We start from the raw sequence: 23544 nt of genomic DNA on the forward strand, positions 1-23544 counted from the left end.
AACGTTTATGACTCCATTATTCGTCCCAGCTAGGTAAAACTGAACCTTTAAATTCTTCTTCGATGAATTTTTTAACTTCTTCCGATTGATATGCTTTGATAAACTTTTGGATTGTCGGATCATCTTTGTTTTCTGCACGGACTACAATATAGTTCACGTAAGGAGAATTGGAAGATTCTAGTAATATGGAATCCTCTTTTGGACTAATACCTGCTTCAAGTGCAAAGTTTGTATTGATGGCAGCTGCATCTACTTCACTCAGTTGTTTCGGGATTTGAGCAGCTTCTAGTTCAATAAATTCTAGGTTTTTTGGGTTTTCTTCAATGTCATAAATACTTGCTGATTCTCTTTTATCTTTTTTAATTTTGATAAAGCCATTTTCTTCTAAAATATATAATGCACGAGCGCCATTTGTAGGATCGTTTGGTAAACCAAAAGTTGCTCCATCTGGCAGGTCATCTATAGAATCATATTTGTCTGAATAGACACCCATTGGATTTAATATCGTTTTTCCTACAGGAACTAAATCTGTGCCATGGTCTTCGTTAAACGTATCTAGGAATGGCTCATGCTGATAGCTATTTGCATCTAAATCCTCTTCCGATAAGGCTGTATTAGGTAAAATATAGTCAGAGAAAACTTTAAGCTTAACTTCTAATCCGTCCTTAGCAGCCACTTTAGCAGCCACTTCTACAATTTGTTCATGTGGCCCAGCAGTTACACCTACTACTATTTTGTCCTCATTAATCGCTGTAGCTTCTGAAGTTGCATCATCTCCACAAGCTACAAGAGCTCCAGATAAAAGTACCGTTGACAATAAAAATCCAAATTTCTTCATTTTCCATTCCTCCAAATAATTATTCAGAACGTTGTATAAATATAAAAGCCTCTCTTTCAAAAGAAAGAGAGGCGCATACATACGTTAGTCCTCTCTTATCTATCAAAACAAATTGTTTTGCTGGATTTAGCACCTTTCCACATAGATTATTAGGTGGATGGTTGCCGAGCTTCATAGGGCCAGTCCCTCAGCTACTCTTGATAAGAGATATCAGCTATTAAGTTTTTCAACAGTTCATAAAATATAATTTACTACATCAACTTATTAAAGTCAACCTACTTTTTTTGTAGTTGCGTATAACATTCTAAATAGTATATGTTTAATAAAAATAAATAATTATACAAAAAGGGTGTGTAAGCGTTGTCAAAAGTAAGAGCAAACTTTGCAGTTGGTCAGCTAGGAAAGGTAGTAGGAGCGCGTTTAGTATATGGAACTGATTTGCTAGAAGGAATAGAGGAATTGTGTAAAGTGAATGGAATTAATTCTGCTACAATTCTTAGTTGTTTTGGAAGTTTTCAAAGAAGTGGATTTGTTTATTTGATACCAAACGAAGATTCACCCATAGGTGTAGGGTACAATAACCTCGTTGTCAAAGAGGGGCCAATCGAGTTTTTGCAGGGGACGGGAGTTGTCTGTCAAAGAGATGGACAGTTTGAAACACATTTCCATGGGACAATATGTGACCAATATGGCAATATTTATGGTGGTCATTTTATGAAAGGGGAAAATCCTGTTATTACAGTAGATTTAGTGTTGGCAGAAACTATTGGTATGGATTTTCAGCGAAAGTTTGATGAAGAAACAGGAGCAAATCAGTTTTATCCGGTAGAAAAGAAAATAGATAAACCTAATCAGCTTTACCATAATTAGAAAATGCCGCCTCATTTAATGGGCGGCATTTTTGTTAAAATAAATCGCTATGTTAAAAGTGTTACGCTTAAACTAACGCAGCGGTTTAGTCGAATAAATAAAATTAGAAAAAAGCGGAACTTTAGTTTGTTTATATTCGTAAATTATTATTATGACACTTGAAAGGGGGATTTTTTATGTACAAAGTGAATGGTATAGAAGCTTATGAAGCACATAATCGAACTGAGTTATTAGCAGGTTTAGAGGCAAAATCTGAATATATTCTTATTAAAGGAGACTATTATAAAGAAGTAAGAAAGATTATGGATACTCATCTTCCAGAGAACGAAAGTATAGGAGTGGCACTAGGAAGTGCGGGTGTGTTATCAATTCTTATTTATGCAATAGATGCAGTAAGAAATTCATTCAGTAATGCAGATAAAATGGATAAAAAAATTGACAGAAAGTTAAATTCATTCATGGTTAAAAAAATTACAGATGATGGTTTATTATTGAGCTTAAAGCAGTTAGATTATTAGAACTTGCATACATAGAACTATTTTGGATAGTTCTATGTGAATAAATACACTTAAACAAACGGGTGTTTTAGTAAAAACATACACCAAAGTAAAATGAGCGTGGAGATATATTCCAGCTCATTTTTTTATGTGCATTTTAAAATCAACCTTTGCCTTTAGCATAGCCAAATAAATTAAGCTTTCCGATCCTTGTAATTGCTTCTTTCAATCGGTCTTCATCCACTAACAATCCTACTCGAACATATCCTTCGCCGGATGACCCAAATCCATTACCAGCAGCAACCGCTACGTCAGCTTCTTGTAACAATAAATCTGCAAAAGCTTCACTCGTATAATTATTAGGGACTGGTAGCCAAGCAAAGAAGGATCCTTTCGGTGCAGTCACCTTCCATCCAATGCTAGTACAAGCTTCGACTAAAGCATTCCGTCTGCCTTCATATAGATCAACCAGTTCCTTTACACATGCTTGGCTACCGTTCAAAGCAACAGTTGCAGCATCTTGAACAGCAGGGAAGATACTAACAAATAAGTGGTCTTGAATAATATTAATAGCTTCAATGATTTTAGAGTTTCCAACTGCAAAACCAACGCGCCAACCAGCCATATTATAAGTTTTGGACAGTGTGTACATTTCGATACCAACGTCTTTTGCTCCATCAGCTTGTAAGAAGCTTACTGGCTTCACACCGTCAAAACCTATTCCTCCATATGCAAAATCATGAACAATAGCAATATCATTTTCTTTTGCCAATGTAACAGTTTCTTGGAAAAAGTCTAAATTAGCGATAGCGCCAGTAGGATTATTTGGATAATTTAAGTACATAAGTTTTGCTTGTTGTTTTTGTTGTTCTGTTAATGAGCTATAATCCGGCAGGAAATTATTTTCCCCCAGTAATGGCATAGTATTAAACTCGACATTTGCCAATCCTACTCCCGATAAATAATCAGGATAACCAGGGTCTGGAAGTAACATTAACTCATGCTCATTCATCAAAGCTAATGGGAGCTCTACTAACCCAATTTTCGTTCCAAATAAAATTGCCACTTCCGTTTCAGGGTCAATATCTACATTATATTCCCGTTTATAAAAGTTGGATGCTGCTTTTTTAAAATCCCCCGTTCCACGAAAGGGACTATACTTATGATTTAGTGGATTAGCGGCCGCTTCTTGGACTGCTTGCACAATATGTGGGGGAGTGGGCTGATCAGGATTACCTTGTCCTAAATTAATCACATCTCGCCCCTCTAGAACTGCATCTCCCACTTTTTTGACAAGTGTAGCAAAGAACTGAGAAGGTAGATTGTTTAAACGGTTTGAAAATTCCATGTACAAAACCTCGTTTTCTAAAAAGTTGCATTTGTATTTTTATTCTAACAAAAATAAATAGCTTGTCTATGTATTGGTTGGTTTTTATAGTTATTGATTTTTAAAATGTGAATCTTTTTTCATGCTTGGACGTGTAGGACTGGACATCTTTTTCCTGTATTACATTTTTCCAACTAGCATGACGATAATTCCAACTAGAAAGCCCAAAATTCCAACTAAGTGTCCCAGAATTCCAACTAACCATCAAATTAGAGCTCCAAAAGATTGCCTTGATATCACTTACGCCCACTTTTTAAATAATTCCCTTCGTAATTCACTGAAAACCGCTTAATGAGATACTAAAAGCTACATAAAAAAGTATTACGGATGATTTTGCGTGTCTTGGCATAAGGTGTTGCCTACTAGGAATATATTAAGATAGGACTGCCAAAAGGATAGGATGGGTGCGATTAGACAGAGGTCGGTAACATCTGGCGGAATTGGATTTGGAGTAATATTAGCGATAGTTATCTCATGGACAGTTAACAAGTCGATACTGTGGGCGATTATTCATGGTTTCTTTGGATGGTTCTATGTACTATATTATCTGTTGCAATATTGACCTTCCAAGTACCCCAATAAAGCACTTAGGCACATAGTCTAGGTGTTTTATTAATACGACTCATCTTAGAAATAGTGGACTTTAAAATTAAACGTAAGTCCAGAATTGCACCCCATGCATAGTGCAATTCCATGGCAGATTACAATTTTCAAAAGAAGGGGGTTGTTAGATGAAACGATTATTAATACTTCTTACACTAACCTTACTAGTAACAGCATGTGGATCCGTTAACGAGAATATTAAAGCAGAAATGCATGGCGATGTTGAGCAGGTGCTTACTACTATTGAAACCTCATTAGAAATGGACAGAGAGCCGACAAGCGAAGAATGGGAAACTTTTAATGAATACAAAGAAAAGTATGACTCAAAATTAAGTGATGGAGAACTCAGTGATGATGAACGATTACTAGATACGTTGGTGGAAGGTCTCATTAGCAAAGTAGATAACAAACAATCTTTAGACTCTGCGGATAAAAGATTAAAAGGAGAGATAGAAGAAATACGGACTTTTATGGAGAAAGGGGAATATTAAATAAAGCAACGAATTCATTGTTTGATTTACAAGAATAGTTGCATTTATCCGTCAAATCTTATAACCTTTTAATAATTATGTCTTTAGGAGTGTCAAAATGAGAATTGCATGTGTTCAGTTAAATATAGCTTTTGGGGATCCGAAGGAAAACTTTAGAAAAGTAGAAGAAAAGGTGCGAAAAGCTGCGATGCTGAATGCAGAAATCGTTGTATTACCTGAAATGTGGAATACGGGTTATGATTTAACGAATCTTGAAGAAATAGCTGATGTAAACGGCGAAGATACTAAAAGTCTCCTCACGCGATTAGCTAAAGAATTACATATTCATATCATTGGCGGATCCGTTTCTACGAAAAGAAGTAATCATTTCTTTAATACGATGTATGTCGTGAATAATATTGGTGAGGTAATAGCCGAATATGATAAAGCACATTTGTTTAAATTAATGGATGAGCATCTTTATCTAAAGGCGGGAACAGACAAAAATATCTTTTCGTTAAATGATGTCGATATGGGCGGCGTTATTTGTTATGATTTACGTTTTCCAGAGTGGTTCCGAACACATTCATTGGCTGGAGCTAAAGTTATATTTGTACCGGCACAGTGGCCAGCTGGAAGAATAGATCATTGGAAAATATTATTGCAGGCTCGTGCGATTGAAAATCAGTGTTTCATCGTAGCAGTAAATCGAGTTGGAGAAGATCTGAACAATTCGTTTAATGGGAACTCGATGGTAATTGCGCCGTGGGGTGAAGTTCTTTGGCTTGGAGCAGAGGAAGAAACAATCGGTCTAGTAGAAATTAACTTAGATGAAGTGGATGAAGTTAGAAAGAGGATTCCTGTTTTTCAGGATCGCAGAGTGGACATCTATTAATAGAATCTCGCTATCTGTATTGACGTACGGGTAGCTTTTTTGTATGGTTTTCTAAAGGGGGAGTTATGATGGTAGAAAAAATTCGCGCTATTCAAGATGAGTACCCAGAGGATTTTGCTTGGTGTTACGGTTGTGGAAGGATGAACAAAGATGGGCATCATTTCCGTACTGCCTGGGATGGGGAACAGACAGTAACTATATATGAACCTAAGGAAGAACATATTGCTATACCTGGCTTTGTATACGGGGGTCTAATAGGGGCACTGGTAGACTGTCATGGAACTGGCTCTGCTTCACTCGCATTACATCGAAAAAATGGGTTTGAACCAGGAAGTGGAGAAACGCCGCCTCGTTTCGTAACTGGCTCACTTCATGTCGATTTCCTAAAGCCAACACCTCAAAAAGTTACTCTTAAAGCAGTTGGCAAAGTAGAAGAAATTCATCCAAAGAAATTCAAGGTAATAACAGAAGTGTTTGCGGGAGAAGAACTATGCGCTCGCGGTGAAGTTCTTGCTGTAGTGATGCCTAATACTTTTGGAAAACAATAGAATAATTATAAAACCTGCAACTAAAACAATACGTTTTTAGTGCAGGTTTTTTTGAAATATTGAGTAATACTATAAGAAAGCGAAACTAAAAGAGATAGGAAAAATTTACGAAATAAGACATGAAAGTAACTTTCTCTTATTATCCTAAAAGGCTCCTAGAAAACGAAAGAATCAGGATATGACGTTAAAGGACAGGCGATTTTGCTTGGGTTTTTAATTTTCTGATTAAATTTTTGGAATATGGGAATGGAATAGAAAGGAGGACGATTGAATGGATACGTTTTTATATTTTCTTTATACATTTTTATATACGGCATTATTGATATGGGGATTATATGGTATAAGAAAGCAAGAACTGGACAAATGGAGCAGTGTTATTTATATAGTAATACTCCCACTGATTTATGATAATTTGATACTAGCAACAGGCAAGTGGATTGGCGAAGGAGAATTATTGGAAAGCTTAAACTTCTCTCGTTTTTGCTTACACGCTTTAATAACCCCACTACTTGTAATGTACTCAATAGGAACACTACGAGAAAGTGGAATTCAATGGGCAAAGAAAAAATGGTTAGTTTTAGTAGGTATTATTTATACGATTGGTTTAATGGTTTTTGAATTTTCAGTAGAGGTTGTTGGATTGGAAATTGAAGTGGTGAAGGAGTATGGTGTCGTCAGCTATTCGAATGTGGAGGAAGCGACAGGCCCGCCAATTATGGTGTTATTTGTAACACTTATTCTTATTGTAGCGAGTGCAATCGTATGGAAAAAAACAAAATGGCCGATTTTCTTTATAGGTGCCATAGTTATGACTATTGGAAGTGCCGTACCTCTTAATATAGAAAGTGGAGCAGTGACGAATGCATTTGAGTTGTTTTTAATCTTTACATTAATATGGACTAAACGACGTTTGATAACAGGACAGCTTCATGTTAAATAGCATCAGGATAAAAGGCATACTAGATTCTAGTATGCCTTAACAGCCTAACTGTTTACGATTTGATCCACAGGAGGTGCAGTTTTTGGTTCTGGAACTTTTGTTAGAATGATAAAGCCAATAATGAATAGTATTATCAGACTAAATACTCCGTAGGAAGAGTTTCCTGTTACTTGTGCAGTAATAGCTACTAATAGCGGTCCCATAATAGATGCAAATTTACCAAAGATATTATAAAATCCGAAAAACTCATTGGAATTTTCTTTTGGAACTATTTTAGCGAAATAGGATCTACTAAGGGCTTGAATACCGCCTTGAGAAGTGGCGACAAGCATTGCTAAGATCCAGAAGTCAACTATAGTATCTAAGAAAAATGCATAACTACATACAATAATATAAACAATGATCCCCACATATAGCATTTTCTTTTCCGTAAATTTAGAAGCTAATTTCCCATATAAAAGTGCAAAAGGTCCAGCGACAACTTGGGTGGCAAATAGGACTATAAGTAAACTTGTTGCACTCAATCCTAAATCAGATCCATAAGCTGTAGACATGGAAATAATCGTACCAACTCCATCAATATAAAAAAAGTATGCTAGTAAAAACAAAAATACAGTGCGATATTGTCTAATTTCTTTGAAGGTGTTTCCTAATCGTTTAAAACTTTCAACGATTAAATTTCCTTCTTTCTCCACAAAATGAATTTGCTTCACATTTTTGAACATTGGGATAGAAAATATAACCCACCAGACCGCTGTTATTACAAATGCAATTCGACTAGCATTTGTCGACGAAATAGGGATAATTTCTCTCTGAGCCAATAAAATAATGACAATACTAAGTAAAAATGGGATAGTGGACCCAATATAACCAAGGCTATATCCACGTGAAGAGACTTTATGCATCCGTTCATTGGTTGTGACGTCAACAATAAAGCCGTCATAGAAGACGTTTGCTCCAGTTGCACCGAGTGCGGCAAGGGTATAAAAGATTAATAATAATAGCCAGTTATCAAAAGGCACAAATGCTAACATCGTAGTAAATGTAACTCCTAATACAAAGAAAAAAGTGAAAAATTTCTTTTTCATCCCACGATAATCTGCGATTGTTCCTAGAATTGGTCCTATCAAGGCAAGTATAAAAGTAAAAATAGCAATTGTATATCCGAGATATGCTGTGGAATCTGCTGCATCAACCCCCCCAGCTGTTGCGGATGCTTTGTAAAAGATAGGGAAAACAGCTGTAGTAATAGTGATTGAATAGGCAGAAGAGCCCCAATCATAAAGAGACCAGCTATTCTCTTCTTTTGTGAATTTTTTCAATATATTCATCCCTCCAAGCCTTGTTATAAATTATTGTACATCAAATAAATAAAGGGGAGTATAAATAATTCAGAAAAATAACTTAAATTTACATTATTAATATTGAAGAGGAGAAATAAGGAATAAACTTTATATAAAGGAGTAGATTTTATGAAACCTATTAGTGAACAAAAAGCAATAATAGATATCGGTTCCAATTCTATACGTCTAGTAGTTTTTAGTTATAGCAGTAAAGAGGGGTTAGTAGAACATTATAATTATAAAACGGTAGCACGCTTAAGTATGCATATTGATACATTTGGAAATTTAAGTGAAGAAGGTATTCACCTTTTAATAGAAACATTATTTAATTTCAAAAAAATTTTAGATGATTTATCAGTAACCGATGTATTTGCTGCTGCTACTGCGGCTGTTAGGCAAGCGGAAAATCGTGAAACTATCATAACCAAGGTTAAACAACAAACAGACATAAAAGTAACTATAATATCTGCTAAAGAAGAAGCATATTATGGTTATTTAGCAGTAATACATTCTACTAGTATCCCCACAGCTGTAACGATCGATATGGGTGGAGGAAGTACGGAAGTTACATACTTTGAAAACAAAGAAATGAAGTTTTCGCATAGTTTCCCATTTGGAGCAGTTTCATTAAAAAAGAGATTTATAACGAACGGTTTTATGACAACAGAGGAAAAAATATCCCTTATAGAATTTGTTAGAGAACAATTTCAATCGCTTGAATGGTTACATAATTTGCAAGTGCCAATCATTGCTATTGGGGGCAGCGCACGTAATATAGCACAAGTAGATCAGGAAAGAAAAAACGATTCTTTGCATGGAACTCACCAATACGAGTTAAGCGCAGTGGATTTGCAGGAAATAAGTTATAAATTCACCCAATCATCTTTAGAAGGGTTAAAGAAAATAGATGGCTTATCCAGTGATCGAGCGGATATTATTGTACCTGCTTTAGAAACTTTTCGCGTATTTATGGAAGTGGTACAAAGTATGGTCTTTATATATAGCAAAAAAGGACTGAGGGAAGGGGTAATTTACGCTCAGCTTATAAAATATTTTCCAGATGATTTTAACGTTAATAGTGTAACAAAAAATGCTGTTCGGCATGTGTTAGGGAAATTTCATGTTGATGAACATATATCACTTCATCTATATGAAATATTTTCTTCGATATATAACAAATTTGGACAATGGGGTTATATTACCCCCATGCAAAATGATGCGTTACTTCAATATGCCTACCAACTATTTCATATTGGAAAGGAAATTGATCAGGAGGCATCTAGTCAGCATACTTTTTATCTGTTAACTAATTTAACAATAGATGGGATTTCAAACAAGGATCGCTTGAAATTAGCCTTACTTGCATCGTACAAAAATAAAGATACCTTTAAACAATATATAGACCTCTATCCACATACTATTAATAGTACGGAAAGTAAGGAACTTCGAGATATTGGTGCATTAATCCGTTTTACGAAAGGGATGGACGTCCTTGGAAGATCTCATATAAAGAATGTTTCCATTAAAAGATCCGTGGATAAAATTGAATTTATATTTTTAGTTGTTGGAAATAATATTTTAGAACAATACCAAGCTGAAAAACTGAAAAAACATTTAGAGAAAATAGTTCATGTAGAAGTGGAGTTGAAGTTTTTAGACATGGAGGAAATTGAGTGATGACTAATAAGACTGTAGAAAAACATCCTTTTAATGACTATGCCTATTATAATAACAGAGAAATCAGCTGGCTAGCTTTTAACGAGCGAGTTCTCGAAGAAGCGGAAGATGAGTCGAATCCTCTTTTAGAGCGGATGAAGTTTTTGGCTATATTTAGTTCCAATTTAGATGAGTTTTTTATGGTTCGTGTAGCAGGATTACAAGATCAGGTTCGTGCAGGATTCAATAAACCTGAAAACAAAGCAGGGTTGACACCAAAAGAACAGTTAAATCGTATTGCATCTATTACAAAACAATTAGTCTCGAGACAAATGAAAATCTATAAAGAACTAATTGAAAAACAACTCCCAAAGCAAGGGATTTCTTTAGTTAAATATAGTGAACTAACTACCACTCAAAAGAAGGAACTGCAGAAATTATTTGAAGAAGAAATTTTTCCTGTTTTAACACCGATCGCGGTAGATGCATACCGTCCATTTCCTATATTGTTGAGTAAAACAATGAATATTTTAGTCATGATTGAAGACAATCAATATGATTTAGTGGAACAAAATAAGATTGCCATTGTACAAGTACCGTCTGTTCTAAAGCGTTTTATCCAAGTTTCTACAGTTGATGGTTCATTTGTAGCTGTCCTGCTTGAAGATGTCATTATTGAACATATTTCCAAGCTTTTTCATGGGTACCATGTGAAGCATGCGAACCCTTTCAGAATAACACGTAATGCAGATTTAACTCTCCATGAAGAGGGGGCGCGAGATTTATTAATTGAGATAGAAAAAGAATTGAAAAAACGGAAGTGGGGCGCAGTTAGTCGATTAGAAGTAAAAGTAAGTGAAATAAAGCCTAAGTTATTAAATTACTTGCTGGACGAGCTAGAAATTCAACCTGAGGATGTCTATAAAGTAGATGGCCCATTAGATGTAACTTTTTTGTTTTCCTTCATAAAAATTTTTAAAGGGAAGCATATGCACTTATTCTATGAACCTTTTATACCACAACCACCACTAGACATAGCTAGTGATGAAGATGTTTTTGCAAAGGTTCAAAAACAAGATTTATTTTTTCATCATCCCTATGAATCTTTTCAGCCAATCATAGATTTCATCGAAAAGGCAGCTGACGATCCCTCCGTATTGGCTATCAAGCAAACTTTGTACCGTGTTAGTGGGAATTCTCCTGTAATTCTTGCTTTAAAGCGTGCTGCAGAAAATGGTAAACAGGTGACTGTGTTAGTAGAGTTAAAAGCTCGTTTTGATGAAGAAAATAATGTGCAGTGGGCAAAGGAGCTAGAAAAAGCAGGGTGTCTCGTAATTTACGGCATGCATAATTTAAAAACGCATTCCAAAATAACATTAGTTGTTCGAAGAAGGAACAATAGAATTGAGCAATATGTCCATCTCGGTACAGGAAATTATAATGATCAAACTGCAAGAACATATACTGATATGGGAATTATTACGGCAAACAAAAAAATTGGTTCAGATGCCACCCAATTTTTTAATTTCCTCAGTGGATATACCGACAAACCTAACTATGATAAATTAGTCGTTTCACCATTTGATATTCGAGACAAATTCATTAGTTTAATAGATGGGGAGATAGAGTACCATAAGGCTTTTCATAATGGACATATAAAACTAAAGATGAATTCCCTTACTGATAAAGATTTAATATTAAAGTTATACGAAGCCTCTTCTGTTGGAGTGAAAATTGATTTAATAGTTAGGGGAACTTGTTGTTTGTTACCTAAAGTTCCAGGAGTTAGTGAGAATATAAATGTGACGAGTATAGTTGGAAGATTTTTAGAACATTCTAGAATTTACTGGTTTTATCGTAATGGAGCATCGCGATTATATCTATCCTCAGCTGATATGATGACTAGAAATATGGTAAAGCGCGTAGAGATATTATTTCCAGTATTATCTCCTTCTATTAAAAAGAGAGTAATGGAAATTTTAGATTTAGAATTACGAGACAACGTTAAAGCGCGAGTCCAAGATCAAAATGGAAAATATCACTATAAAGACAAAACGGAATGCGAAGTAGATAGTCAGCAGATCTTATTAGATAAATCACGAAAGTATATACCAGAGGAATAGATAAAGGAGCTGAAACCATTGGTTCAGCTCCTTAAGTTACTTTTTATCCTCTTCTGAAACTACATAAGCAAGATCGTCATTTCCGAATAATTGAAGTACATCCAAAACAGTTCCTGTATCAATAATGGTTGAATTTTTCTCTGTAGTTTCCATTAGTTCTAGAATAACATTGTTGGAAGCTTGGTTGGGATATGCTCTATTATAAAGCTCTAAAGGATTAATATCATGATTTATACACCATTGGACATAAATTTGGATCATCATATTTTCATCGGCTTCATATTGTTCGATTACTTTGTTTTTCATGTCAAACCTCCTTATGAAAGAGAGTCAATTACCTGCCAAATATTCGAGGCTATTTCTTTTATTTCAAGTGACTGCGCTGTATTGTTCATCGTATTTGAAAAGCTATTTACTACTGTTTCCAAAAGAAACTTCCTAGTGTTATTACTTTTTAGTTCATCGATGATGAAGTTCATCAATTCAATTTCCTGTAACTTCAACTCTTTCTCATTTGTTTCTTTAAATGTCTGGATTAATTGAATTACATGTTCTTTAGTAATCCGAACTTCATCATAAAAATGATTAAAAACAAACGTGTCAATAATGACTTCATCGGACTCCACTAAATCTCCCATTAGTGAATCCATACGGTTCATCACATAGTTAACTAGTTCAACGGTAGAAACTTCTTTAGATTTAACTGTCCAAGGATGCTGCATCTGTTGAATCATTCCTAATAACAAGATAGCGCTATCTACTGAGCATTTCCGTGATTTTGCCCCGTACACATCTACTATCCTTTTGGCTAACCATTTTACTTCTTCGTAATGATTTTTTTTGATAATATCCCTAAGCTCTGAATCTTGTGAGTGGAAGATAACTAAAAAAATGGGTACTAAGTTTCGTTCCTTGTATACATCCATGCGGACTATTAATTGCTGTATTAATATGTCTTTGTTAGTGATATCTTGACGTATTAATAATTCTCTACGCTTTAGATCCGTTTCTTCCTTTGCGTTGTCAATTATAGAAATGATACATTCGTTCTTTGATGAAAAATAATTATAAAATGTACCTTTTGATATTTTACTTTCATTTATTATATCTTGAACAGAAGTTGCGGCGAAGCCATTTTTTATAAATAATTTTTGAGCAGTCAATAATACTTGATGCTTTCTATTCTTCATATTTACACACCTTTTATACTATAAGTCTAGTATCATAATACAAAACAAACACTATTAAATCAACAAATTTAAGATGTAAGCGTTTTTTGAGATTGCATTTTTTGGACTAAGGGTATAAAATGTTCAAAGTAGTGTACAACTAGTGGAAAATAATCACAAAATTTTAGGAGGATAAATAAGAATGAACGAAACGCAACAAAAACCCCCATACGCCATGATTGCAATCCTATTTGTAGGAGCATTCATAGCTTTTTTAAATAATACGTTATTAAACGTAGCTTTACCTACTATTATGGTTGAATTTGATGTTAAAGCGTCAGTTGTTCAATGGCTTACTACAGGGTACATGCTTATAAACGGTATTTTAATACCTGCGAGTGCATATTTTGTAACTAAGTTCTCGAACAGAAAGTTATTTATTACCGCAATGACCTTATTTTCATTGGGTACATTTTTGGCGGCTATTGCACCAGAATTTTGGGTCCTTATATTAGCTCGTATGATTCAAGCAGCAGGATCAGCAGTAATGATGCCTTTGTTAATGAATGTTATGTTGACTGCATTCCCTATTGAACGAAGAGGGACAGCAATGGGACTATTTGGTCTAGTAATGATTATGGCTCCAGCAATTGGACCAACACTATCAGGTTTCATCATTGAACATTACACTTGGAGAGTATTGTTCGAGTTAATCTTACCATTGGCAGTTATCGTATTGATATTTGCGATTTTCAAGTTAAAAAATATTACTCCGAACAAAGATATGAAACTAGATATTTTATCACTAGGTTTATCTTCAATCGGTTTTGGCGGTCTATTATATGGATTTAGTTCTGCAGGAGATAAAGGATGGGATGCACCGATTGTATATAGTACAATCGCAATCGGAGTAATTGCTCTTGTAATTTTTGTCCTAAGACAATTAAAACTAGATGAACCATTATTAAATTTACGTATTTATAAATATCCAATGTTTGCATTATCGTCTGTCATTTCAGTAGTTGTTTCAGCTGCAATGTTCTCAGGTATGATATTAACGCCTTTGTATGTACAAACAATTCGCGGTATTTCACCACTAGATTCTGGTTTGTTAATGCTTCCAGGAGCATTGGCAATGGGGTTAATGTCACCAGTAACAGGAAAGTTGTTTGATAAATACGGTGCTCGTTCGTTAGCGGTCATCGGTTTAATAATTACAACGATTGCAACATATATGATGAGTAATTTAGCAGCAGATTCGGATTATTATTACATCATGGCAGTTTATACAATCCGTATGTTAGGTATGTCCATGGTAATGATGCCTATTATGACAAATGGTCTAAATCAATTACCGATGAAGATGAATCCTCATGGAACTGCAGTGAACAACACGTTACAGCAAGTTTCAGGAGCTATAGGTTCTGCAATATTCATCACGATTATGAATGCTAGAATGGAATCAAAAGGTGCGAGTTTATTCGAAGAAGCAGCGAAAGCTGGAAATGTGCCGACTGCTACAGATGCTTTGGCGCAGTTTAAAATGCAACTTGGTGCTCAAGCAATGTTAGAAGGGATCAATTTCACTTTCTTCATCGCTACTCTTGTTACAGTTGTAGCTTTAGTGTTATCCCTATTCGTCAAACGAGTGGATATATCTAAAAGATAAATAGGTGAAGCATAAATTTTAAACGAGGCGAGAACAAAACTCTCCTCAAAAATAGAAAGCCCTGGAAATTTTACGATGATTAGTAAAGTTTTCAGGGCTTTCTATATAAATTTACATAAAGTTGTTGTTTATGTTTTGGCTAACTCTGTCCGGCTTATCATCCACGTATAATGCTGAAATTCATCTTATGTGGTGACACGCAATCAGAATTCTTTGGTCGCAAAATAGAAGACCATTGTTTATTTTATTAATTTGATGATAATATAGCAATATTTATCAAAAGTTCTTTCTTTTTATTCGTTATGATTATCTTGAGGTGAGTGAGTTGTATTACAGTGAAATAACGCGAAAGACAGTCTCTTATATAGAGAGTAATTTGACGGAAGATATTAATCTAGATAGTTTCACTTCCGTTATTGGATATTCGAAATTTCATTTATCCAGGTTATTTAAAAAAGATACAGGGAAGTCAATTGTGGAATATATACGTCTACGCCGATTAGCATTGGCTGCGACACTTCTGTTAGAAACGGAAGAATCCATTTTAACAATTGGTTTTTTATTTCGCTTTCAATCTCAAGAGGCTTTTTCAAGAGCGTTTAAAGAAGTGTACAGCTTGCCTCCAGGAAAGTATCGCCAGTTGATGAGAGCTGTACGAATAATAAAGGAGGAGAATGATTTGAACAATCAGGAACAGATTAATGGCTGGAACTTAAGTGGTTCTTATACTGAGCTATACGAATTGACGGTAGATGATAAGGTATTTCACACAGGGACAAAGTCGGGATTGCTTTTTGCTAAGGGTGAGGCAAATGAACAACAATTTGGGACAATGATGCAAGGGTTTCAGGCAGAGAATTACAAGAATAAAAGAATAAAAATGTCATGCTTCTTAAAAACTGATCAAGTGACCAAATGTGGTGCTTGGCTTCGCGTTGACAATGTTGCTGGTGATACACTTCAATTTGACAATATGGATAGTCGCTCTATTCATGGGACTACAGACTGGAATCACTATTCTATTGTTTTAGATGTTCCAGAAGAAAGTGCTTCCATTCACTTTGGCGTTTTACTTGTTGGTAAAGGAAAAGTGTGGGCAGATGGTTTTCGTTTTGAAGAAGTCAATGAGAAAGTAGATTCGACAAATATGCTTTTCCAAGATAACTTACCGAAACAACCAATTAATCTAGATTTTAGTGAGTAATCACTGCCTATTTTTCTACTTCATCTATAACGTACAGGAATAAAACAGAAAAAAGAGCTTGTATAGTACAAGCTCTCAGTTTGACGACAAAGGTATTTTTATAAACGGTTATGAATAGTAATGAATGTCCCTAAGGATGTTTATTCATCTTATTAAAAGTAAGGTATTAATTACTCTATTGGAACTATTTATAAGGCAAGGTTCACCACGAAGACTCCTGTGGGAATAGCTTGAGCTGATGACCCCGCAGGAGCATATGTTTTCTTAGTGACGAGGAGGCTGAAGCCAAGCCTACGGAAAGCGAAGTGGTGGGCCTTGCCGAGTTTAATATTCAACTCTATGCACCTAAAATTGAGTTTATCTACAGTCTGAGAGCTTGTATAGCACAAGCTCTTTTTTACAAATCAAGTAATATTTTAGTTGTTTTGATTAATTTCCTCTGTTAATGATTCCAATTCGTCAATCAAGGAACCTATATAAGCGATCGTATCTTTTAACGGCTTATCCGTCGTAATATCCACACCCGCCATTTGCGCTAGCTCTACAGGTGATTTAGTGCCTCCAGCCTTCAATACTTCCGTCCATTCGTCTACAGCAGTTTGCCCTTCTTCTAATATTCGTTTGGATACTTGAGTGGAGATAGTTAACCCGGCGCTATATGTGTACGGATACAATCCCATATAGTAATGAGGTTGGCGCATCCACGTAAGCTCAGCACCTTCTGTAATTTCTACTGCATCACCCCAGAATTCTTCTAAAACGCTACGTTTATAATCATTAAGAATTTGTGCATTTACATTTAAACCTTGATCGATTCGGTCATACACTTTACGTTGATATGCAGCCTCCAATAAATGAGTTACAAAATTATGATAGTACGTACGAGCTACTATAGAAGAAATTACCCAACGTTTAAATTTAGGGTCATCCGAATTTTTTAGTAAATGGTTGGCCACTAGCATTTCATTCATCGTGGAAGGAGCTTCAATGAAATATAGTGATGGGCGAGCGTTAAAGATATTCTGCTCTTTGTTTGCATAATAGAAATGCCCAGCATGACCTAATTCATGCGCTAGAACAAATACTTCATTCATCCGACTAGACCATGAAATTAGAATATATGGATGACTGCCGTAGGGGCTAGAGCAAAATGCACCAGTTGATTTCCCAGCATTTTGAGGGAAATCTATCCAACGTTCTACGTATGCACGATTGACCATTTCAATATATTCTTCCCCCATAACAGATAGTGCATCATCAATATAGTTTTTGGATTCCTCAACGGATATTTTGGGCTCATATGTGGGATCAAGAGATATTTTTAAATCCGCAAACGTCATTTTTTCTAGTCCATGTTCTTTTTGAAGCAATTTCGCATATTTTCTCATATGAGGTGCGAGTTCCTTCGTGATTAAATCAATTTGTCTATTATATAAAGAGCGGTCAACATCCTGGTTAAATAACAAGTAATCATAAACAGAATCATAGCCTCGTAGATCTGATGTTGTTTTCTCCATTTGCAAATGCATATCATACGTTTTAGCGGTTGTATGTTGGTATTCTTTTAATTTTTTAGAAAAAGATTCGAATGCCGCTCGTCTTTTTTCTGTGTCAGCTTCTCCTTCCCAGTCATTCTCAAATGACACATAGCTAAGGGGATACTCTTGACCATTCACCTCAAAATTATCAAACGCAATATCAAGCATTTTGGTAGTATCGTATAACTTATAAGGTGCTCCAAATGAAGCGGAGAAAGCAGCAAGTGTTTTTTCAACCTCAGGATGAAGTTGATATTTTTTCTTTGCTAGTAACTTATCTAAATAAAGTTGGTGAGCTGGAGATTTTGATATAGCTTCTTTAATGATTGCTTCCGGTAGTTCTACTAGTTCACTATTTAAGAAAGATAATTGACTGCTTACCTTTGCGGAAAGTGAACCGAATTTACTTGCTCTCATTTGTGCGTCGGTATTTGTTTGATCTGTACTTAACGAAAGACTAGCAAATGCTCCCGCAGGTACTATTTTCTCATATAGTTTCGTATATTCAATAAGTGCATCCACAACATCTGTAGCATTTTGGATGTTCCCGTGATAACGATTATTGAACTCCAATGCACCTTGTTCTATCTCTTTTAATGCTTCTGAAAAGTCATTTTCGGTCTGAAATAAATCATTTAAATTCCAAGTTTCTTCTGTCTTTACTTCGTCTCGCTTAGGCATATGGTTTACCATTTTATCTCTCCTCATTATTACGGATTTCGAACTATTAATAGTATATATATAATTAATTGAAAAGTAAAAACATATATTTTATTCAATTTATACCATAAAATGTATGTAATATTAGTATAAATAATAAAATATATCGCTTAATCTATCCTTGAAAAAATATTTTTAAGGAAAATATTAGAATGATAGAACAAGGAAATTGACCTATAAAACGTTATTTTATAAGGACTTAACGACTGCTTAAAATAATTATACTAATCTAATATTGTTAATTTTCTAAAAATGAAGAAAAATTAGTATAGACTGAATTTAAAGTTTGTTTTACAATAGGGTTGTTCTTACAAAATGATAATGTTTGAGTTTATGCTTGCTAAAAAGAGAGAGCGAGTAGTATGACTTATAAATTCAGAATTATCAAACAAAATGGGGGTAGTTATATGAAGAAATCGAAATTTGCATCACTTTTCCTTTCATCTACTTTATTGATCGGAATTTTAGCTGGGTGCGGAGCAGAAGAAGGAAATAGTTCAGAGGGTGGGGACACTATTAAAATAGGTGCAAATCTTGAGCTTTCTGGAGCTGTGGCCTCTTATGGAACATCCGAAGCAGATGCTATCGATTTGGCTGTTGAAGAGATCAATGCTGCTGGGGGTATAGATGGGAAACAAATCGAACTTATTAAAGTAGACAATAAATCAGATGCAGCTGAAGCAACAAACGCAGCCATCAAATTAACAAGTCAAGACAAAGTAACAGCTATTATTGGAGCTGCAACTAGTGGTAACTCCGTTGCTCAAGTTCAAATAGCAACAGACACAAAAACACCAATGATTTCTCCTTCAGGAACAAGTACTACAGTAACAGTAGGAGATGATGGAAAGGTAAATCCATTCACATTCCGTACAGCGTTTATCGATCCTTTCCAAGGAACGGTAGCTGCAAACTTCGCTGCTAATGAGTTAAAAGTTAAAACAGCAGCAGTGTATGCAGACAACGCAAGTGATTATGCAAAAGGTCTTGCAGCAGCATTCATTAAAGATTTTGAAGCAGCTGGAGGGAAAATTGTTGCAGAAGAATCATATGTGGCGAAAGATACTGATTTCCGTTCAAATTTAACTCGTATTAAATCTTCTAATCCTGAATTTGTATTTATTCCTGGATATTATGAAGAAGTTGGTTTAATTGTTAAGCAAGCACGTGAATTAGGAATCACAGTTCCGTTAATGGGAGCAGATGGTTGGGATTCTCCAACACTTGTTGACTTAGCTGGCGCGGATGCTTTAAATAATTCATACATTATTACTGCTTATTCATCTGAAGATCCAGATGGAAAAGCGAAAGAGTTCTCTGACAAATTTAAAGAAAAATATGGTAAAGATCCTAACTCATTCAATGCACTTGGGTATGATACAGTTTATCTATTAAAAGATGCAATTGAGCGTGCTGGTTCAACAGATGGAACTAAAATTAAAGAAGCAATTGAAGCTACAGATCAATTGGAACTTGTAACAGGATTATACTCTGTTGATGAAAATCACCATCCGATTAAATCGGCTACGATTATTGAATTCGTAGATGGAGCGCAAGTATTTAAAACGAAAGTTAATCCTTAAGATTCTTATGATTAATAGGGGGGATTGATATCCCTCCTTTTCTATTTCTAAAATTATTGAAATCTTAAGTTATAGGAGTGAAAAATTATGGAATGGGTTCAACAATTGATAAACGGTATTTCACTCGGGAGTATATACGCTTTAATCGCCCTCGGTTACACGATGGTTTATGGAATTATTAAACTGATCAACTTTGCACATGGGGATGTGTTCATGGTCGGTTCGTTTATTGGATTCTATTCTATTACAGTGTTTAATTTAGGCTTCTTTCCAGCGCTTATTATTTCGATGGCAGCTTGTGCATTATTCGGAGTTATTATTGAACGAATTGCTTACAAACGCTTGCGAAATGCTACAAGAATAGCAGCGCTTATTACTGCAATCGGTGTATCGCTATTAATAGAATATGGCGTCATTTATATTAGAGGAGCTCAACCAGAAGCGTATCCAGATGTGTTTTCCAATCGTTCGTTTGCATTTTTAGGTGCACAAATTAGCATTCAGTCTATTCTTATTTTATCGGTATCTGTTGTATTAATGATTCTGTTACAGTTTATTGTGCATAAAACAAAAACTGGAAAAGCGATGAGGGCCGTTTCTCATGATACGGAAGCAGCTAAACTGATGGGAATAAATGTTGACAATACAATATCTGCAACTTTCGCAATTGGCTCAGCTTTAGCAGGAGCAGCTGGTGTTATATTCGGTGTGTATTATACAAAGATCGATCCGTTAATGGGGGTAATACCAGGGGTGAAGGCATTTGTTGCAGCCGTTCTTGGTGGAATTGGCATAATCCCTGGAGCAATGGTAGGTGGATTGGTACTTGGAGTGGTGGAAACGGTTGTTAGTGCTTTAGGGTTCTCTTTATGGAGAGATGCTGCCGCATTCGTCATTTTAATATTAATTCTAATCTTTAGACCATCTGGCATCTTTGGAAAAAATACACGAGAGAAAGTGTAGGTGATACATAATTATGAAAAAGTCAAAACAGTTTTGGCTATTTATTATAGCTGCAGTATTGGTTTATGCAGTGGTTCAATTTTTTATTGCAAATGGAACGATGAATCAATTTTATTCTAATACATTTATATTTATAGCTATCAACATAATTTTAGCGGTCAGCCTACATCTAGTAATTGGAATTACGGGACAATTTTCTATAGGTCATGCTGGTTTCTTAGCAGTAGGAGCATATATCTCAGCAATTGTAACGATGAAATTGGATTTGCCTTTTATCGTTGCTATTATTGTCGGAGGAATGGTTGCTGCTTTAGCGGGACTAATTGTCGGTATTCCGAGTTTGAGATTAAAAGGGGATTACTTGGCAATTGCAACACTTGGTTTTGCAGAAATTATTCGCATTGTATTTTTGAATATTGACTATGTTGGTGGGGCTGCAGGAATGCAGGTTTCACATTTGACGACTTGGACATATGCGTTTGTTTGCCTAGTCATCACCATTATAGTAATCGTCAACTTTACTAATTCAAGGCATGGGATAGCTGCAATTTCTGTTAGAGAAAATGAAATTGCTTCTGATGCGATGGGGATCAATACTACTTATTATAAGGTAGCTGCATTTGCGATTGGCTCCTTTTTTGCTGGAGTTGCAGGTGCTTTGTATTCTCATAACTTTTATATCATTCAACCAAGTCAATTTGGATTCTTAAAATCTTTTGATATTTTAATATTTGTTGTTCTTGGTGGGTTAGGAAGTCTTTCCGGTGCCGTACTTTCCGCAATTTTATTGACGGTTGTTTCCACGTATCTTCAAGGATATCCTGAAACACGAATGATTATTTATAGTCTTGTATTAATTCTTGTTATGCTTTATCGTCCGAAAGGCTTGATGGGTACGATGGAAATTACGGATTATTTCAAGCTTTGGAGAACGCCAAAAGGAGGCGATCAGCATGGAAAATAAACCTTTACTGGAAGTGAAAAATGCTGGCATTCAGTTTGGTGGTTTAAAGGCAGTACAAAACTTAAACCTAAAGTTGAACCAAGGAGAACTTGTCGGATTAATCGGCCCTAATGGAGCTGGAAAAACTACAAGCTTTAACTTATTGACTGGTGTCTACGTACCTACTGAAGGGGATATATTATTTAATGGGGAAAGAATAAATGGACTACAGCCTTTTAAAGTTACGAGAAAAGGGATAAGTAGAACATTTCAAAATATTCGTCTCTTTAACGAGTTAACTGTATTAGATAATGTAAAAGTTGCTTATCACTCTCTTGCTACCCATTCGATGTTAAGCTCTATTCTTCGACTACCTTCTCATTTCAAAGGGGAGAGAGAGATGGAAGAAAAAGCATTAGAATTCCTAAGGATTTTTAAATTGGAGAAATATAAAGATGAACTAGCCAAAAATCTTCCGTATGGTCAACAAAGAAGATTGGAAATTGCTCGGGCATTAGCAGCAGGACCTCAGTTACTATTATTAGATGAACCTGCAGCAGGTATGAATCCACAGGAAACACATGACTTAATGAATCTAATTGGATTTGTTCGTGAAAAATTCGATTTAACTATTTTGTTAATCGAGCATGATATGAATTTAGTAATGGGCGTTTGTGAAAGAATATATGTACTCGATCATGGTCAACTTCTTGCGGAAGGATCACCAGAAGAGATCCGTAACCATCCTAAGGTTATAGAGGCTTATTTAGGGGAGGAAGTTCACGATGACAATGCTTAAAGTAGAAAATATAGATGTGTTTTACGGTAATATTCAAGCACTCCGTGATGTTTCCATTACTGTTAACCAAGGAGAAATTGTTTCATTGATTGGCGCTAATGGGGCAGGGAAAAGCACGCTGCTAAAAACTCTTTCTGGTTTGCTGAAACCTAAAAAAGGCAAAATAGAATTTCTGGATAAATCGATTTCAGGCAAACAAGCACAATCGATTGTGAAGGCTGGAATTTCCCATGTTCCAGAAGGAAGACGTGTTTTTGCGAATCTAACTGTTGAAGAAAACTTAGAATTAGGCGCATTTCTTCGAAAAGATAAACAAGGTATTCATCAAGATATGCAAAAAGTGTATGAAATCTTCCCGAGGTTATTAGAACGTAAGAAACAACATTCTGGAACTCTTTCAGGAGGAGAGCAACAGATGTTAGCGATGGGAAGAGCGATTATGGCAAAGCCTAAACTAGTACTATTAGATGAGCCTTCTATGGGGCTTGCTCCTTTAATGGTAAAAACAATATTTCAAGTGATTAAAGATATTAATAATGAAGGTACCACCGTTTTGTTAGTCGAGCAAAATGCTAATATGGCTTTATCAATTGCAAACCGTGGTTATGTTATTGAAACCGGAAGAGTAGTACTTTCAGGGTCAGCGCAGGAATTACAAAACAGCGCAGAAGTTAAACTTGCCTATCTGGGTGGGCATTAATAGTAAACTACGACTAGATATAGTCGTAGTTTTTTGTGTGTTAATGTTATATGATAGTAAATAATTATGAATTGGATCGTTTTTTA

Annotated in this window: 22 protein-coding genes and 1 riboswitch; of the genes, 15 read left to right on the forward strand and 7 right to left on the reverse strand. The window is 35.4% G+C overall.

Going from position 1 to position 23544, the window contains the following annotated elements:
• Positions 1-16: 16 nt before the first annotated feature.
• Positions 17-838 (reverse strand): MetQ/NlpA family ABC transporter substrate-binding protein, encoded by an 822-nt coding sequence (locus MKX39_RS08075; protein WP_340769054.1) that lies wholly within the window; start codon positions 836-838, stop codon positions 17-19.
• A gap of 92 nt (positions 839-930) precedes the next feature.
• Positions 931-1045, reverse strand: a riboswitch (SAM riboswitch).
• Positions 1046-1198: 153 nt separating this feature from the next.
• Here MKX39_RS08075 and MKX39_RS08080 point away from each other — a divergent pair.
• Both MKX39_RS08080 and MKX39_RS08085 read left to right on the forward strand, forming a co-directional pair.
• The gene (locus MKX39_RS08080; protein ID WP_340769056.1) at positions 1199-1708 is read left to right on the forward strand and encodes a PPC domain-containing DNA-binding protein; all 510 of its coding nucleotides are present in this window, start codon (positions 1199-1201) and stop codon (positions 1706-1708) included.
• 176 nt (positions 1709-1884) lie between these two features.
• Positions 1885-2226, forward strand: coding sequence for a hypothetical protein (locus tag MKX39_RS08085; RefSeq protein WP_093534508.1), 342 nt, complete (start codon positions 1885-1887; stop codon positions 2224-2226).
• Between the two features lie 142 nt (positions 2227-2368).
• Here the strand turns inward: MKX39_RS08085 and MKX39_RS08090 are convergent, their stop codons facing one another.
• The gene (locus MKX39_RS08090) at positions 2369-3553 is read right to left on the reverse strand and encodes a pyridoxal phosphate-dependent aminotransferase (RefSeq protein ID WP_340769058.1); all 1185 of its coding nucleotides are present in this window, start codon (positions 3551-3553) and stop codon (positions 2369-2371) included.
• Positions 3554-3653: 100 nt separating this feature from the next.
• Complete coding sequence (locus tag MKX39_RS08095) at positions 3654-3797, reverse strand: hypothetical protein (protein WP_175496160.1); 144 nt, start codon at positions 3795-3797, stop codon at positions 3654-3656.
• A gap of 526 nt (positions 3798-4323) precedes the next feature.
• Between MKX39_RS08095 and MKX39_RS08100 the strand changes: the two genes are divergently transcribed.
• The 4 genes from MKX39_RS08100 (at position 4324) to MKX39_RS08115 (ending at position 7048) form a co-directional block, all read left to right on the forward strand.
• On the forward strand, positions 4324-4686 hold the full coding sequence (locus MKX39_RS08100; protein WP_093534504.1) for a hypothetical protein: 363 nt from the start codon (positions 4324-4326) through the stop codon (positions 4684-4686).
• A gap of 97 nt (positions 4687-4783) precedes the next feature.
• Positions 4784-5560, forward strand: a complete 777-nt coding sequence (locus MKX39_RS08105) for a carbon-nitrogen family hydrolase (RefSeq protein ID WP_340769059.1) — start codon at positions 4784-4786, stop codon at positions 5558-5560.
• Between the two features lie 65 nt (positions 5561-5625).
• Positions 5626-6108 (forward strand): PaaI family thioesterase, encoded by a 483-nt coding sequence (locus tag MKX39_RS08110; protein WP_340762184.1) that lies wholly within the window; start codon positions 5626-5628, stop codon positions 6106-6108.
• 271 nt (positions 6109-6379) lie between these two features.
• A complete protein-coding gene (locus tag MKX39_RS08115) occupies positions 6380-7048 on the forward strand; it encodes a phospholipid phosphatase (RefSeq protein ID WP_340769060.1) in 669 nt (222 codons plus the stop codon).
• A gap of 44 nt (positions 7049-7092) precedes the next feature.
• Here MKX39_RS08115 and MKX39_RS08120 read toward each other — a convergent pair whose 3' ends face one another.
• Entirely contained in the window at positions 7093-8373 is a 1281-nt protein-coding gene (locus tag MKX39_RS08120) for an MFS transporter (RefSeq protein ID WP_340764437.1), read from the reverse strand.
• 147 nt (positions 8374-8520) lie between these two features.
• Here MKX39_RS08120 and MKX39_RS08125 point away from each other — a divergent pair, with 147 nt between their 5' ends.
• On the forward strand, positions 8521-10068 hold the full coding sequence (locus MKX39_RS08125; RefSeq protein WP_340769062.1) for a Ppx/GppA family phosphatase: 1548 nt from the start codon (positions 8521-8523) through the stop codon (positions 10066-10068).
• A complete protein-coding gene (locus MKX39_RS08130; RefSeq protein WP_340771376.1) occupies positions 10068-12170 on the forward strand; it encodes an RNA degradosome polyphosphate kinase in 2103 nt (700 codons plus the stop codon). The genes MKX39_RS08125 and MKX39_RS08130 overlap by 1 nt, the downstream gene beginning before the upstream one ends.
• 36 nt (positions 12171-12206) lie before the next feature.
• On the opposite strand, the gene MKX39_RS08135 is transcribed toward MKX39_RS08130, so the two are convergent.
• Together MKX39_RS08135 and MKX39_RS08140 are read right to left on the reverse strand one after the other, a co-directional pair.
• Entirely contained in the window at positions 12207-12476 is a 270-nt protein-coding gene (locus tag MKX39_RS08135; RefSeq protein WP_093534490.1) for a hypothetical protein, read from the reverse strand.
• An 11-nt stretch (positions 12477-12487) separates the two neighbouring features.
• Positions 12488-13360 carry a TetR/AcrR family transcriptional regulator gene (locus MKX39_RS08140; RefSeq protein ID WP_340769065.1) on the reverse strand — a complete coding sequence of 291 codons (873 nt, stop codon included), beginning with the start codon at positions 13358-13360 and terminating at the stop codon, positions 12488-12490.
• 181 nt (positions 13361-13541) lie between these two features.
• On the opposite strand from MKX39_RS08140, the gene MKX39_RS08145 reads away from it, so the two are divergent.
• Positions 13542-15008: a DHA2 family efflux MFS transporter permease subunit gene (locus MKX39_RS08145; protein ID WP_340769067.1), complete on the forward strand. Its 1467-nt coding sequence runs from the start codon at positions 13542-13544 to the stop codon at positions 15006-15008.
• Positions 15009-15333: 325 nt separating this feature from the next.
• Entirely contained in the window at positions 15334-16212 is an 879-nt protein-coding gene (locus MKX39_RS08150; protein ID WP_340769068.1) for an AraC family transcriptional regulator, read from the forward strand.
• A gap of 416 nt (positions 16213-16628) precedes the next feature.
• Here MKX39_RS08150 and pepF read toward each other — a convergent pair whose 3' ends face one another.
• Positions 16629-18443 (reverse strand): oligoendopeptidase F, encoded by a 1815-nt coding sequence (gene pepF / locus MKX39_RS08155; RefSeq protein WP_340769069.1) that lies wholly within the window; start codon positions 18441-18443, stop codon positions 16629-16631.
• A gap of 434 nt (positions 18444-18877) precedes the next feature.
• On the opposite strand from pepF, the gene MKX39_RS08160 reads away from it, so the two are divergent.
• The 5 genes from MKX39_RS08160 to MKX39_RS08180 all read left to right on the forward strand — a co-directional run bounded on the left by MKX39_RS08160 (position 18878) and on the right by MKX39_RS08180 (position 23458).
• The gene (locus MKX39_RS08160; protein ID WP_093534480.1) at positions 18878-20053 is read left to right on the forward strand and encodes an ABC transporter substrate-binding protein; all 1176 of its coding nucleotides are present in this window, start codon (positions 18878-18880) and stop codon (positions 20051-20053) included.
• An 87-nt stretch (positions 20054-20140) separates the two neighbouring features.
• Positions 20141-21016: a branched-chain amino acid ABC transporter permease gene (locus tag MKX39_RS08165; protein WP_093534478.1), complete on the forward strand. Its 876-nt coding sequence runs from the start codon at positions 20141-20143 to the stop codon at positions 21014-21016.
• 13 nt (positions 21017-21029) lie between these two features.
• Positions 21030-21980, forward strand: coding sequence for a branched-chain amino acid ABC transporter permease (locus MKX39_RS08170; RefSeq protein WP_093534476.1), 951 nt, complete (start codon positions 21030-21032; stop codon positions 21978-21980).
• Positions 21970-22758, forward strand: a complete 789-nt coding sequence (locus MKX39_RS08175; RefSeq protein ID WP_340762194.1) for an ABC transporter ATP-binding protein — start codon at positions 21970-21972, stop codon at positions 22756-22758. The genes MKX39_RS08170 and MKX39_RS08175 overlap by 11 nt, the downstream gene beginning before the upstream one ends.
• Complete coding sequence (locus tag MKX39_RS08180) at positions 22751-23458, forward strand: ABC transporter ATP-binding protein (protein WP_340764441.1); 708 nt, start codon at positions 22751-22753, stop codon at positions 23456-23458. Before MKX39_RS08175 ends, MKX39_RS08180 begins: the two co-directional genes overlap by 8 nt.
• The last annotated feature ends 86 nt before the right edge of the window (positions 23459-23544 follow it).

It is taken from the genome of Psychrobacillus sp. FSL K6-1464 (assembly GCF_038003145.1).
GTDB classification, from domain to species: Bacteria; Bacillota; Bacilli; order Bacillales_A; family Planococcaceae; genus Psychrobacillus; species Psychrobacillus psychrotolerans.